Here is a 15,003-nt window from a genome sequence, read left to right as displayed (position 1 = left end):
TCTTACTCCCCCCAGAGGTGCTTCGGATACAGCCCCTCTTCTTTCATCTTTTTAATAGCATCCACAACAAACTGCTTATCTTCCTTATATGTTACACCGTACCATTTGTCTGCAGACTTGAGGACCTCTACAGTAGCCTTGTTCTCCTCGAGCAGCTCATTGACTACAAACGGCAGGAAATATTCACACTTCAGCGGATTTACCGGAAGGTTCTCTTTAAGGAACTTTACGAAGCGATCCTTTAATTCCCCCAGCAGACTCTCCGAGAATCCCCAGAGATTCATGGAAACTGTGGAATCCAGAGGAAGCTGTGTCCATGTAGCCCCGTCATCCTCTGTGTACGCTGCACCTCCGTCTTTTTTCTCGATGTGGGTGCGCTCATGGATATCAGTCAGGAAATGGTTCTCATCTGTCTCGCACACTCCCCTGGCCACATGGCCGTTGTCTGTCAGGGTATTCTCCAGGATATAGCCAACCATGGCATATCTGTACTTGTCATCATCCTCATGCGAGACAAGGTAATCATAGATCATCTTGTATGCATCTTTTCCATAATAGTCATCTGCATTGATCACGGCAAAAGGACCGTCTACTGTTCCCTGGCAGGAAAGGATGGCATGGCCGGTCCCAAAAGGCTTCACCCTGCCTTCCGGCACTTCAAAGCCCTCCGGCAGATTAGTAAGCTCCTGATACACATAGGCAACTTCCACATTTTTTTCTATCCTGTCGCCTACAGTCTCCCTGAAGTCCTTTTCGTTTTCTTTTTTTATAATGAATACCACTTTCTCAAATCCTGCCTGCACAGCATCGTAGATTGAGAAATCAATGATCATGTGGCCCTCACTGTCTATGGGGTCGATCTGTTTTAATCCGCCGTAACGGCTTCCCATTCCTGCTGCCATAATCACTAATACTGGTTTTTTCATATACATCCTCCTAATTTTCTGCATGATCCTCAAACTTTTTAGTCCATCCTGCATTTGCTATGTTTTATAATATTATAAATACCGGGAATTGTATTTATCTTATTTTACACTGCTTTTGCACAATCTGCATTTTTTGATTGCATTTTTGTCATCTGTTATAGTAAACTTATTAGTAAATATTAAGTGCCTTCACAGTTGCATCAGATAAGCAAAGGAGATCCACATGGATTACAGGAAAATTGAATTAAGACAGGAATTCCGTGTAGAGGCGGTCGTATCCGTACATTATTTTGAATATATGAATGATTTTAATTTTCCGGGGGAGAGGCATAACTTCTGGGAAATACTCTGTGTGGACAAGGGTGAGATAACAGTGACTGCCCAGGATACAGAGATCACCCTCAGAAAGGGCCAGCTCATCTTCCACAAGCCCAATGAATTCCACAATGTCCGTGCCAACGGAGTCATCGCTCCCAACCTGGTAGTCATGAGCTTCTGCTGCTGTTCACCCGCCATGTCCTTTTTTGAGAACAGGATAGTGACAGTCGGGGAGGCCGAGAAGAATCTGCTTGCCTCCATCATAACAGAGGCACGGCAGGCTTTTTCCTCGCGCCTTGACGACCCTTACCTCACTGAACTGAAAAGACGGCAGGATCAGGGCTTTGGCTCTGAGCAGATGATAGGCCTGTATCTGGAGCACCTTCTGATACAGCTCTACCGCCGCTATAATACTCTGGCGCCGGGTCCGCAGGTGCACCGTGAAAACCCCCAGAAGAAGGATGGAGAGACTTACCAGAGGATACTGGAATATCTGGACGCCAATATCACAAGGCAGCTCACTATCGAGAAGATCTGCCATGACAACCTGACAGGCCGCTCACAGCTGCAGAAGCTCTTCCAGTCCAGAAACGGGTGCGGCATCATCGACTATTTCTCCCGGCTGAAGATCAAAGCCGCCAAACAGCTCATCCGGGAACAGCAGATGAATTTTACCCAGATAGCAGATGCCCTGGGATATACATCTATACATTACTTCAGCAGGCAGTTTAAGAAGATCACCGGCATGACCCCCACGGAGTATGCCTCCAGCATAAAAGTCCTCTCAGAGCCTCAAAAAGATATCTTGTAAATATTTTTTGTGAATCTCAAAAAGTGCATTGCAAAAGCCAGGAGTACTGTTTTTACAGTACTCCTGGCTTTATCGTCAGTTATAATTCTCTATCACTTAGAAATTTATCTTCTCTTTAAGAAATCCGGTATCTGAATGCTTCTCTCCTGCACGTTGCTCTCAGGTGTCCTCAGTCTGCCCATTGAAGAAGACTGCTGCTGAGGCCTGCTCTGGGCTGCGCTTCCTGAAGGATTAAACGGAGTAGTTGTCCTTCTGAAAGGCTGAACGGCCGGAGCTTCCTCCTCGTGCTTCGGGTAGTTCGGGAATTCCGGAACTATCTTTTTGCTCACTGAAGGCTGTGTGGCTGTTGCTGTATCAAGTCCTGTAGCGATGACTGTTATGCTTGCTTCGTCTGCATATGTATCATCGTACATAGCGCCAAAGATAATATTTGCATCTTCGCCGGCCAGTTCCTGAACATAGCTTGCCGCATCATTAGCATCCATAAGGGAAATATCACCGGAAATATTAATGATGACATGGGAAGCTCCCTCAATAGTTGTCTCCAGAAGCGGGCTGGATACTGCCTGCTTAACAGCTTCCATAGCCTTGTCATCGCCTTTGGCCTGTCCAATACCGATATGGGCGATGCCTTTATTAGTCATGACAGTCTGAACATCTGCGAAGTCCAGATTGATAAGCGCCGGCAGATTGATCAGGTCTGTGATGCCCTGTACTGCCTGCTGAAGAACCTCATCAGCTTTTCTCAATGCCTCAGGCATTGTTGTCCTTCTGTCCACGATCTCCAGAAGCTTGTCATTTGGAATAACGATAAGCGTATCAACATTCTCTTTCAGCTTCTCGATGCCTGCAAGAGCATTATTCATACGTGTCTTTGCTTCAAAACGAAACGGCTTTGTAACTACACCTACAGTCAGAATACCCATCTCTTTGGCGATCCCTGCTACGACGGGAGCAGCGCCTGTACCTGTTCCGCCGCCCATACCGCAGGTAACAAATACCATATCGGCGCCCTGCATTGCCTGCTTCAGATCCTCAGAACTCTCCTCAGCAGCCTGCTGTCCAACTGTAGGCTGTGCTCCTGCTCCAAGTCCTTTCGTAAGCTTCTCACCGATCTGTATAGTAGTCGGAGCTTTGCAGAGTGACAACGCCTGCTTATCAGTATTTACACCGATAAACTCTACACCTCCGATAGTCTCTTCCACCATTCTATTTACTGCGTTGTTGCCTGCGCCACCCACGCCTATTACTATAATCTTCGCTGAAGATTCAGCTTCATTCGTCATAATCTCTAACAAGGGTATTTCCTCCTTCTGTACCTGTAACAATCTACCGATATTTTAATTTTACAGTTCTGAGCATACTACTACCAGTATTTAACCGTATTTCTTATATCATATAGTTTTTTTCGCAATTAATCAAGCCTTAATTTGAAATTGCAACTATTTTTTAAAAATTCTTCATATTTAGTTAATATATGCGCCTGTATATGGATCAATATATCCATAGCCATCCATAATGATCTCACCATTATCATCCACATAATTGTAAGAATCTGTCCTGTCCGTAGTATTCCCCAAAGGATCTGTATATATTTTATTTCCTTCTGCATCTGTACTGAATGCGTTCGGATCTTCCACAAATTTCTTCTGGGGGCTTGTCTCAATCTCACTCTCTGATTCAGATTCTCCCTCGCTCTCACCCTCCGGCTTTACCTCGCCTGCCTTCCGGCTCTCTGTCTCAGCGGGATCTTTCTCTCCCTTTTTGAATGTGACTGTATTCGTGGCGTCAGTAAAATTCTCCATGTGCAGGCCGCCTTCTAAATCACTCAGATTCGGAAAAATTGCCTTTAAATGTGATATTTTTTCTTCCACATACTGGTTAGCCCCAAGATATACGCGTATTTTGCCAAAAACCAGAGTGATCTTCTGATCCTCACCGAAGCGTATCTCATCCGGTATCAGTTCATTTTTGCTCAGATGCACAGCCACTCCCAGCAGCGCTTTTAACTGCTTCTCATCCTCGAACTCCATCTTCTGGTAAAGGGTCAGACCCTTGGGTGAGGCTCCTGTCACAAGAGGTACATTTTCATGGAGCTCGGTTGAGTTCTCAACGATAGTCCCATCCTTGTCAAAATATGCGTATTTCTCACCATTCTTCAGATACCCCAGCTCTATTTTTTCGTAGACCCGGATCTTTATTTTAAATGGGGATATCATTTCCACTTCCACATCATTCAGAAATGGAAACCTGCTCCCCGCCTCAGTGTCATGACTATACTTCCACATCAGGTATATTGAATTTGTACACATCGGCTCATCTAATATCATATCCTGGATTTCCTGGCTTGTGTAGTGCTCATTTCCTTCCACGACCACTTCCTGTATATGAAAAAGCCCGAATACGACCAACAGCGCCAGCAGGACTGCGCCCAGCAGCACCCCTGCCGCTATCAGCTTCTTATTTTTCTTCTTTTTATAACGTATCTCTTTCACACTATCACCTGTGTCCTTTTTAATCCGTCCGCCAGATCTTTGCACCCAGCTTTCTTAAATCGCCTGTTATGTCTTCATATCCCCGGCCAATGAAATGTTCGTTCGAGATGACAGTACTTCCTCTCGCGCACAGGCCGGCGATCACAAGTGCAGCTCCGCCTCTGAGGTCAGGCGCACTCACAGTCTTCCCATATAGTTCTTTCACTCCCGTTATCCTTGCAGTGCGTCCCGCCGTACTGATCCTGGCTCCCATGGCATTTAACAGCTCCGCAGACTGGAACCTGTTTTCAAACACATTCTCCCGGATCACGCTCTCCCCTTCCGCCTTTGCCAGAACTGCCATAAGAGGTGACTGCAGATCCGTGGGAAATCCCGGATATACGGCCGTCTCCACCTCCCTCACAGGAAGGCAGGCATCTTTTCCTTCAAAAATAAGCATGGGATGGCTTCCTTTGCCGGGCGGCTCCTCCAGCCGGTACCTGCCTCCCGCTTCCTTCAAAATATCAAGAAAAGAATCCAGCTGGTCAACAGGAGCCTTCTCTATGACGATACTTCCCCTTGTGGCCGCGGCTGCCAGCAGATATGTTCCAGTGACTATCCTGTCAGGCATCAGCTCATATTCACTGTCCGTCAGGCTTTCCACGCCCCGGATCTTCAGATGCCCTGTTCCGGTCCCTGTTATCCTTGCCCCTTTTGCTGTCAAAAATTCACAAAGCTGCTGTATCTCCGGCTCTCTCGCCGCATTAATGATCTCTGTCTCACCCCTGGCCAGCACTGCAGCCAAAACCGCATTTTCCGTGGCTCCCACACTTGGAAATGCCAGGTTCACTTTTGTCCCGGTCAGCCTTGCTGTCCATGCATTCAGGACTTCTCCCTCTTCTTCAATGGAAGCGTTCATCTTCCTCAGAGCATCCAGATGCAGGTCTATGGGCCTGGCACCTATGGTACAGCCTCCCGGATACGGAAGGACAGCCCTCTTAAACCTTCCCAGCAGACTCCCCAGCAGTACAATGGAACAGCGCATCATGGATGCGCATCCAAACGGAACTGTATAAGAATCTGTCCCGCTGGCGTCAATCCTCAGGCTGCTTCCTTCAAATTCAGCCCGGCAGCCCATCTCTCTAAGTATCTGAACCATATACATAACATCCAGTATTCTTGGACAATTATGGAGTACGGTAATTCCATCATGCAGCAGCGCTCCGGCGATAATAGGCAGAGCGGCATTTTTAGATCCCTGAATACAGATTTCCCCGTGCAGCGCATGGCCGCCCTGAACTTCAATACACAACGTATGTCTCCTCCAAATTTCAGCCCTATATCCTATTATATGCAGGAGAAATGATTTTGCGCATTAAGATTTCTGCCATCTGCTCACGCTCAAGACCAGCCCCATCTCAGCCAGGAGAAAAAGTACCGAAGTGCCTCCATAGCTGATAAAAGGAAGCGTGATCCCTGTATTGGGTATCGTGTTGGTGACAACAGCCACATTCAGCATGACCTGGATGGCTATATGTCCCATGACTCCCGCAGCCACCAGCGCTCCGAAAAGATCCTGGGCATGTGTGGCCACCACCATAAACCTCCATATAAGCACCATAAAAACAATGATCAGTATAGCAGCGCCTGCCAGGCCAAGCTCTTCGCAGATAATGGAAAATATCATGTCATTCTGGGCTTCAGGTACAAACCCCAGCTTCTGGATGCTCTCCCCCAGCCCCTTGCCGAAGAGGCCTCCGGAACCTATGGCATACAGACCCTGTATTGTCTGATATCCTTTCTCATAAGCCTCCGGATTTTTCCAGATGGCCAGCCTCTCCAGCCTGTATGACTCCATACTGAGGAATATCCCGATGAATCCTATTCCTCCTCCTCCCACCCATATGAAGGGGAGATACCTGGGATTCGATATAAAGACCATGATCACTGCGATTCCCAGTATAATGATAGCAGTACTCAGGTTATTTGTTCCCACAAGAGCCACGATGGGAAGCACCAGCACCATTACCATACACATGACAAAAAAATTCTTGTGCTTTTTCTTCTGGCTGCTGATCATGTAGGCCAGAAATAAAATAACAGCCAGCTTAGCAAACTCTGCCGGCTGAAACGATAGAGGCCCCAGGGACAGCCAGCGCTTAGAGCCGTTATAGGAATCCCCGACCAGCAGCACGGCTCCCGAAAGAGCCAGGGACACAATATAACCCGGAATTGCCAGCTTTATAAAAATGTGGTAATCCATACAGGAGATCATGTACATGGCTGCCACCCCCAGAATGGTGGCAAACAGCTGCTTCTTAAAATAATAGGCAGCGTCATCGAATTTGACCTGCCCATTCCATGCGCTCGTGCTGTAGAGTGTCACCAGCCCAAAGCCTACGAGAAAGAGCACTATTATCAGAAGGGTGTAATCCTGCTTTTTCACTGCTTTGTTCATGGCATCCACTCCTTAAAGGTTTTAAAGCTTTCTCACATACTCTTTAAACATCTGTCCCCTGACTTCATAGCTCGGGAACATATCCCAGCTGGCACATGCCGGTGAGAGCAGAACGGCATCCCCCGTCCTTGCCTCCCCTGCGCAGATATCAACTGCTTCCTCTAAGGTTTCTGCAAATATTATATCTGTAAATCCGCACTTATTGGCGGCTTCTGCTATTTTCTCCTTCGTCTCGCCCAGAAGCACCAGCTTCCTGACTTTCCCGTCAAAAGACCTGATCCATTCCTCATAGGAAGAACCTTTGTCATATCCTCCTCCGATGAGGACTGTGGGGCGGTCCATGGCCTGTATTCCCTTTATGGCCGCATCGGGATTCGTCCCTTTGGAGTCATTATAATAAGCGACTCCGTTCTTTTCCTCTACAAATTCGATCCTGTGCTCCACAGCTTTGAACTGCCTGGCAGCACGCCTGATCTCCTCCAGAGGCACACCATATGCCAGAGCCATCCCCACGGCTGCCATTACATTTTCATGGTTATGGCGTCCCAGGATATTCAGCTCTGATGTCCTGCAGACTTCTGTCTCTTCTGTCCCGCTGTTATACATGATGCTGCCGTCTTTCAGATATAGGCCCTTCTCTAATGTACGCAGGCTGCTGAAAAATATTACTTCTGCCTTCACATTTTTACCAAACTCACGGAGGACGTCATCCTCATAATTGAGCACGCAGGTATCTTCCTCTGTCTGGTTTACAGTGATGCTCTCCTTTACCCTTATGTATTCCTCCATGGTGTGATGGCGGTTGAGATGATCCGGGGTAATATTTAATATGGCGCTTACCTTTGGCCTGAATTTTTCAATAGTCTCCAGCTGGAAGCTGCTGATCTCGGCCACTGTCACGGTATCCTCCCCGGTCTTAAGAGCTATGTCGGTATAGGGGTTCCCTATATTTCCCACCACATATACAGATGACGTATGCTGCCTCATGATATCCCCCAAAAGGCTGGTCGTGGTGGTTTTTCCGTTTGTGCCTGTTATAGCCAGAACATCCCCTTTACTGTTCTCATACGCCAGCTCCACTTCTCCCCAGATCCTGATCCCCCTGCTCCTGATCTCATTTACCAGGGGCAGGTCTGTAGGCACTCCCGGGCTCATGATGCACAGGTCGAACTGATCCAGCTCATCTTCTTTTAATTTTCCAAGTATCACACCTGCATGGCTGTCTGCAGGGAGCTTTGACTTTACATCCTCAAGAGTCAGCTTATCATTTTCATCAAACAGCACAGGCTGCGCCTGCACCTTTTCCAGAAGTTCTGCCGCACCGATGCCGCTTTTTCCGGTGCCGTACACAAGAACTTTTTTCCCTTTTAATTCCACTTCCTTATTCCTCCTGTTTTCGCAACTGTTCAGTATCTTAGGATAAGATCACAAGCCCCACCAGGCAGAGCAGGGCCGTGATGACTGTAAAGACAGCTACTACTCTTGTCTCAGACCATCCGCACAGCTCAAAATGATGGTGGATAGGGGCCATTTTAAACAGTCTCTTTCCGCCTGTTTTTTTAAAATAAGTGACCTGAAGCATTACGGAGATCACTTCAACAAGATATATCAGACCCACGATCAGTATGATCCAGGGCATCTTAAGCATATAGGCACATCCTGAGACAAATCCCCCAAGGGCGAGAGATCCCGTATCGCCCATAAATACCTGGGCCGGATGCACGTTAAAGAGCAGGAATCCAAGCAGGGCGCCTGCAACTGCCGCTGTGATAGGCTGTATCCCTCCCCCAAGCGCAATGGAAACGATCGTAAAAAATACTGCCACCATAGTGGTCACGCCTGTAGCAAGTCCATCAAGACCATCTGTAAAGTTCACGCCGTTCACTGTCCCCAGCACTGCTATGTAAAGCATGGGTACTGCCAGCCAGAGGCTGTCAAAATACTCTCCGCCGCTGAAGGGGATCAGGATAGACAGGCTGTCTCTGTCTGCAATCAGCAGGTATACCAGAAAAATAGTGGCTACTACTATCTGGCCGATCATTTTCTGCATAGGCATAAGACCATCAGACCTCTTTAAGACTACCTTCAGGTAGTCATCCAGAAAACCGATGATACCATATCCCAGTGTCAGAAACAGGACCGGTATGATCTGCGGGTAATCTCCAATAAAAAACAGGGATGTCACCAGGATGCTTATCAGAATGATCAGCCCTCCCATGGTAGGCGTTCCTGCCTTTTTCAGATGGGACTGCACGCCTTCTTTTCTCTCTGTCTGCCCTACTTTGAGCTTCCTCAGGAATGGAATCACAAACGGGCTTAATGCCACGCTGATCGCAAATGCCACTAACAATGGGATTATCACTTCTGTACCTATTATCATTTCACACCTCTTATTTTCTTCATTTTATCCGGACGCAGGCCTTACAAACCCCTCCTGCGTCCGGACATACTTGTTATTAGTATATAGCTTTTTGCTTTATTATTCAACTATTAATTCGTCTCACTCTCTGCCTCTGTTACAGGATCTCTTTCAACTCCCAGATAGGGAAGGATGTTGGAAAATATCTCTTTTACAACAGGAGCCGCTATCGTACCTCCATAGTAGACTCCCTGGGGATTATTGATAATTAGCAGAACCAGCACTTGGGGATCATCCATGGGTGCAAATCCCACAAAGGATGATATATATTTGTTGGCGCTTCGGGGCAGGGTCTGGGAGGTGGCCGTCTTGCCCCCGATATGATATCCCTCGATGTAAGCATTTTTTCCTGATCCACCGTCAACTACGTTTTCCAGGATATACTGCATAGTCTTCGATGTCTCTTCAGATATGATCTGGTCCCCCACAGGATACTGGCATACCTCTACCAGCGCGTTATCCTGGTCACGCACCTCTACGCCAAAGTGCGGCGTTATCCTCTTCCCCCCGTTCACTATGGAGGCGGCTGTGGCTGCCAGCTGGATCGGTGTGATCTGAAATGACTGCCCGAATGAGATTGTCGCCAGCTCTACTTCTCCCACATTCTCCTTTTTGTGCATGATGGTCCCGGCTTCACCGGGCAGGTCTATCCCTGTTTTATCCATCAGGCCGAACTGTTCAAAATACTTAAAATAATTGTCCACTCCAAGTCTCAGCCCCACTTCAATAAAAACAGGGTTGCAGGAGTTCATGGCTCCCTGCAGAAACGTCTCAGCCCCATGTCCGGCTCTCTTGTGGCAGTGGATCCTCCTGTCTTCCACAATCTTGAATCCAGGACAGGAAAACTGGTCATTCAGGCTGACCACCCCCTCCTCCAGCCCTGCTGCCGCTGTGATGATCTTAAAAGTAGATCCCGGCTCGTATGTGTCGTTAATGCACCCGTTCCTCCACATCTGGTTCAGGGCATCCTGCTTTTCCTTGTCCGACATTGATGAAGAATCTACATTCAGTGTAAACGGTTCATTCAGGTTAAATTCCGGCACATTTGTCATTCCCAGGATCTCCCCGTTGGACGGACGCATTACAATGACTGAAACGCTGTCAGCGCTTTTTTGTTCTTTTACCTTCAGGGCTTCCTGTTCTATATATTTCTGGATGTTGCTGTCCAGGCTTATGTACAGGTCATTCCCCGCCACCGGCTCAAGACGCCCTTCCCCTGCGTCCGGCAGTTCTACGCCTCTTGCATCTGTCATTGTCAGGATCTGCCCGTCATCCCCCTTTAATACATCCTCATACTGTACCTCCAGGCCCACGATCCCCTGGTTATCACTTCCTGTAAAGCCCAGCACCTTGCTGGCCAGATCATCCAGGGGATAATACCTTTTAAAATCCTCATCGATTTTTACCCCTGCCAGATCATATTCCCTGATACGGTCCCCCACTTCTTTTTCCACATTTGTCATCACACGCTCGATCGAGGTGACCTTTTCCACTCTCTTTCTCACTTTTTCTTCTGAGAGCCCAAGCTCCTTAGACAGAACTTCAACCACCTTATCAGGCTCCTTCAGCTGGCTGTGGATGACTGATATGGTGCAGACCGTCTTATTTGTAGCCAGCACCTTCCCCGTAGCGTCTATGATCTTCCCTCTGGCTGCCTTTATATCCCTCTCCCTCTCGTGCAGCTCCTGTGCTTTCTGGCTGTAGTAGTCGGACTGGAAAAGCATCAGATATCCCAGCCTGCCCACAAGGAAAATGAGCACGCCAAAACAGAGCGTGAAGACCACTACGATTTTCTTTTTATGGTAAGTCTTGATATTCAGCATAAAAAAACCTCATAAAAGCTTTACTATAATGTATTTTCGCTTTTATGAGGTTATGTTAATTTATATCCAATCTCTTATTACTCGTTTAACTGAAGATCATCAGGAGTGACACCCTCTGCCCCGTCATCCACAGGGGCATTCTCATTTGCCTCCGGCGGGCCTGGCAGGTTATCCTGCTGGGCGACTGGATTTTCCGGATCCCCCTGGACACCGTCCCCGCTGCCTGCACCTTCCACGGGCGTGCCGTCTTCATTTGTCTCTTGTGTCTCATTCTGTACGGCATTACCTCCGGCGAGAGCCTCATCCTGAGTTATGCCAAGTTCACTCAGCAGATCATCAGTTATTTCCTCTGTCGGATATATATTCATATAAGGAAGGACTTCCGTCATGATCTGTCTGAACATGATCTGAGGAAAGCCGCCAAAGGTCTGGTCTTCCACATTTGGCTCATCAATAACCACATAGCACACAACCTGAGGGTCATTGATAGGCACTGCTCCTATAAAGGAGACCACATACTTGCCGTTTTCTCTCGGAAGTTTTTCGGCTGTTCCTGTCTTGCCGCCTACACGATACCCCGGTACACGCGCCCTCCTTCCAGTTCCCTCAGAAACACCCTTCTCCAGGTAATCCCTCAGGAGTGATGAGCTGCGCTGTGAGATAGGATTTCTCAGGACTACCGGATCAATCGTCTTTGCCACACCGCCGCTGGGGTCCAGCACCTGTCTGACCACATGAGGCTGGTAATAATATCCGCCGTTTACAACAGTAGAAAATGCAGCCAGCTCCTGAATCATGCTGCAGGTAAATCCCTGGCCAAAAGCATTTGTGGCCAGCTCCACCTCATGCATAGAATTCTTTGTATACAGGATACCCGCATTTTCATTTGGCAGGTCGATCCCTGTCTTCAGTCCAAACCCAAACTCCGCTTGACATTGGAGGAAATTACCTATCCCCACCTTCATGGATATCTGCATGATGGCGTCATTGCAGGAATTCATAATAACATCACTCAGGGATTCCATCCCATGCCCCCATACATTATCACATTTAATATACCTGTCAGTTATCTGTTCCCCGCCGTCACACATATAAGACTCATCATCTGTTATTGCCCCGATGTCCAGTGCATATGACACCGTGATCGGTTTCATGGTAGACCCCGGCTCAAATGCTTCTGAGACAGTAAAATTGGCCCATCTCTCATTGAGAGCCTTACTGTGGTCTTCCTCTGACATCTTATCCACTTCTGTGTCGCTGTACCAGCCTGTCAGGTCAAAAGGATCATTCAGGTCATAGCCTTTATTTGTAGCCATAGCCAGGATCTCGCCTGTATTGCAGTCAGCCACGATAACGCCTACATTTTTTGCCCCATGCCCCGCGTTCTCATCACTGGGGCCATCCATGTGCTCGGCTTCATATTGGGCGATATACTTCTCCACCACCTGCTGGATATTTGTATCAATAGACATTACAAGTGTGTTTCCGTTAGTCGGCTCAATGATTGTTCTCTGCAGTTCAGAATCCTCGTTCAAATACCCGAACTCACGGCCGTTCACGCCGTTTAACACATCTGAATACCAGACTTCCAGGCCGCTCACGCCGTCATTTAAGTTATTGGAAAATCCAACTACTGTACTTGCCACAGTGCTCATGGGATACTCTCTGATATAATTTTCCTCAAACCAGATTCCCGTAATGTTCCTCCGCTCCTTGATCTGTTCATCAGTGAGCTTTTTTTCAGCATCCGTGGATACATAGTCTTCATATGCCTGCTTTTCCTCAATTGTCACCTGGCGCTTCAAAACCTGATACTGGCTGTCTTTCGTCTCATCACTTGTGAGCCGGCTGCGCACCTCTGACTCGTCCAGTCCCATGGTGGAGACAAGAGCCCTGACTGTTGGTTCAATGTAATCTTCCTTCTGGTTGACTGCATAACAGTCCAGAACCAGATTATAGACCTTCTCACTTTTTGCCAGTACCGTGCCGTTTCTGTCCCTGATCTCCCCTCTCCTGAAGGGGATCGTCCTGCTGTCATACTGCTGCTGTGACAGCACCTGCTTTGTATATTTGTCACCGCTGGTCTTGGCAATATATGAAATCCTGATATTTATGATTGCAAGTGCTAATAAAACGAATGCAAATATAGCCAGAAGCTTTATTTGCATTTTGTGTGTAAATCTCTTTTTTTTAGTTTTTCTTCTTGTAGCCACTTAAACCTCACCTATTTTGTGGGAACATCTTCATACTGCCTTACATAGTCAGAAGCCTGGCTGTCATAAGTGATGATCTGTCCCTGGGTTGCGTAGACCATGCCCAGCTTATTCATAGCCACATCTTTGATGTACTCTAAATCAACTGAAGCTAATGCTCTCTCGTATTCGGTATCATTTGCTAACTTTAACTCACTGTATTCACTGGTCAGACTCGCTACAGACTTTCTGTGTGATGTGCTTTCAGCCTGCAGCTGCAGGAAGTTTACACAAACAAAAAGGCTTACAGACGCTGCCACAGCCAAAAATGCCACGTATCCGAGATCCATCTTCAGGGCCTTTTCCCTGTTTCTGCGCGTCCTTTTGCTGGTTCCCGGCCTCACGGCTTTCTGTACTTTTCTTGGCTGCTGCTGTCTCGGCCTTACTTCAGTCTCTACTGTGCGGACGGTATTTCCATCTATATATGTCCTTGTCTGGTAACGCCTGCTACTTGTCCTTTGCTGGCCGCCCGTAGTTCTTCCGGCCGGTCTGCCTGATGTTCTGCCCATATAAAATCTCCCCTATCTCTTTGCACGTGCTGTTCCCGTCACTGGCAGCCCATGCTGCCTGATCCTAAGAGTCTCCTGTTCCTCGTTCAAATACGCGGAGCTTTGCACTTTTAGCCCGTGCGTTTTCCTCCAACTCCTCCTCGCCCGGCACGATGGGTTTTCTTGTGATAACGCGGCCCTTTGACTTCTTGCCGCATATACACACCGGAAAATCCCTTGGACACGTGCATGGATCCTCATTTTTCTTAAATGCTGTTTTCACTATCCTGTCTTCTAAAGAATGGAAGGTGATCACACAGATCCGCCCTCCCTCATTCAGAAGCTCTATCATATCATCCAGAGAATTCGAAAGAACCTCCAGCTCTTTATTAAGTTCTATTCTTATGGCCTGGAATGTCTTTTTGGCTGGGTGTCCGCCTACCGCACGGATCTTCATTGGAATTGCCGCTTTTATAACATTAACTAACTCCCCAGTTGTTTCCAATGTTTTTTCTTGTCTTGCACTTACAATGTGTTTGGCAATATTCTTAGCGAACTTGTCCTCCCCGTAGTCACGTATGATTCGGTAAAGGTCCATTTCACTATAATTATTTACAATGTCCTTTGCCGTCATCGTCTGACGCTGATCCATCCGCATATCAAGCGGAGCATCCACTTTGTAAGTAAACCCGCGGTCTGCCGTATCCAATTGGTAGGAGGATACACCTAGATCCAAAACGATTCCATCCACAGATGTCACATGTATGTTGTCCAGTTCCTTTTTCATGTCGCAGTAATTGCTGCGAATGATAGTTACTTTATCTTTAAACTCCCCTAAGCGCTTTGCCGCTGCTTCAATAGCTGCCGCATCCTGGTCGATTCCAATCAACCTTCCGTTCTGCGACAAATGTGAGCAGATCTCATATGAATGGCCTCCGCCTCCCAGCGTGCCGTCCACGTATATTCCGTCCGGCCTGATGTTCAGAGCCTCAATGGTTTCATCCAGTAGTACAGATTTGTGTTTGAAATTCATA

The 15,003-nt window shown here is 47.6% G+C and carries 12 protein-coding genes; 1 reads left to right on the top strand and 11 read right to left on the bottom strand.

The annotated features are described in order from the left end of the window. Positions 1–2: 2 nt before the first annotated feature. Positions 3–926: a sugar phosphate nucleotidyltransferase gene (locus NSB28_RS16560; RefSeq protein WP_109624867.1), complete on the bottom strand. Its 924-nt coding sequence runs from the start codon at positions 924–926 to the stop codon at positions 3–5. 223 nt (positions 927–1,149) lie between these two features. Here NSB28_RS16560 and NSB28_RS16555 point away from each other — a divergent pair, with 223 nt between their 5' ends. Continuing rightward, complete coding sequence (locus NSB28_RS16555) at positions 1,150–2,055, top strand: AraC family transcriptional regulator (RefSeq protein WP_109624868.1); 906 nt, start codon at positions 1,150–1,152, stop codon at positions 2,053–2,055. A 104-nt stretch (positions 2,056–2,159) separates the two neighbouring features. Here NSB28_RS16555 and ftsZ read toward each other — a convergent pair whose 3' ends face one another. From ftsZ to rsmH, 10 genes are all read right to left on the bottom strand, one after another. Then, on the bottom strand, positions 2,160–3,341 hold the full coding sequence (ftsZ, locus tag NSB28_RS16550; protein ID WP_109625263.1) for a cell division protein FtsZ: 1,182 nt from the start codon (positions 3,339–3,341) through the stop codon (positions 2,160–2,162). Between the two features lie 180 nt (positions 3,342–3,521). Further along, the gene (locus NSB28_RS16545) at positions 3,522–4,550 is read right to left on the bottom strand and encodes a cell division protein FtsQ/DivIB (RefSeq protein ID WP_109624869.1); all 1,029 of its coding nucleotides are present in this window, start codon (positions 4,548–4,550) and stop codon (positions 3,522–3,524) included. 19 nt (positions 4,551–4,569) lie between these two features. Continuing rightward, positions 4,570–5,841 (bottom strand): UDP-N-acetylglucosamine 1-carboxyvinyltransferase, encoded by a 1,272-nt coding sequence (murA, locus tag NSB28_RS16540; RefSeq protein ID WP_109624870.1) that lies wholly within the window; start codon positions 5,839–5,841, stop codon positions 4,570–4,572. A 63-nt stretch (positions 5,842–5,904) separates the two neighbouring features. Further along, positions 5,905–6,987, bottom strand: a complete 1,083-nt coding sequence (locus tag NSB28_RS16535; RefSeq protein WP_109624871.1) for an FtsW/RodA/SpoVE family cell cycle protein — start codon at positions 6,985–6,987, stop codon at positions 5,905–5,907. Between the two features lie 21 nt (positions 6,988–7,008). Then, positions 7,009–8,364 (bottom strand): UDP-N-acetylmuramoyl-L-alanine--D-glutamate ligase, encoded by a 1,356-nt coding sequence (gene murD, locus NSB28_RS16530; protein ID WP_109624872.1) that lies wholly within the window; start codon positions 8,362–8,364, stop codon positions 7,009–7,011. A 37-nt stretch (positions 8,365–8,401) separates the two neighbouring features. Next, entirely contained in the window at positions 8,402–9,361 is a 960-nt protein-coding gene (gene mraY / locus NSB28_RS16525) for a phospho-N-acetylmuramoyl-pentapeptide-transferase (protein ID WP_109625264.1), read from the bottom strand. A 116-nt stretch (positions 9,362–9,477) separates the two neighbouring features. Continuing rightward, positions 9,478–11,229, bottom strand: coding sequence for a peptidoglycan D,D-transpeptidase FtsI family protein (locus NSB28_RS16520; RefSeq protein WP_109624873.1), 1,752 nt, complete (start codon positions 11,227–11,229; stop codon positions 9,478–9,480). A gap of 77 nt (positions 11,230–11,306) precedes the next feature. Then, positions 11,307–13,442 (bottom strand): peptidoglycan D,D-transpeptidase FtsI family protein, encoded by a 2,136-nt coding sequence (locus NSB28_RS16515; RefSeq protein ID WP_109624874.1) that lies wholly within the window; start codon positions 13,440–13,442, stop codon positions 11,307–11,309. Positions 13,443–13,453: 11 nt separating this feature from the next. After that, complete coding sequence (locus tag NSB28_RS16510; protein WP_109624875.1) at positions 13,454–13,990, bottom strand: hypothetical protein; 537 nt, start codon at positions 13,988–13,990, stop codon at positions 13,454–13,456. Positions 13,991–14,054: 64 nt separating this feature from the next. After that, positions 14,055–15,002: a 16S rRNA (cytosine(1402)-N(4))-methyltransferase RsmH gene (gene rsmH, locus NSB28_RS16505; RefSeq protein ID WP_109624876.1), complete on the bottom strand. Its 948-nt coding sequence runs from the start codon at positions 15,000–15,002 to the stop codon at positions 14,055–14,057. Position 15,003 lies beyond the last annotated feature (1 nt).

Source organism: Murimonas intestini (assembly GCF_024622195.1).
Taxonomy (GTDB): Bacteria; Bacillota; Clostridia; order Lachnospirales; family Lachnospiraceae; genus Murimonas; species Murimonas intestini.
The sequence above is the reverse complement of the archived record's forward strand: the minus strand, read 5'-3'. Positions and strand labels throughout refer to the sequence as shown.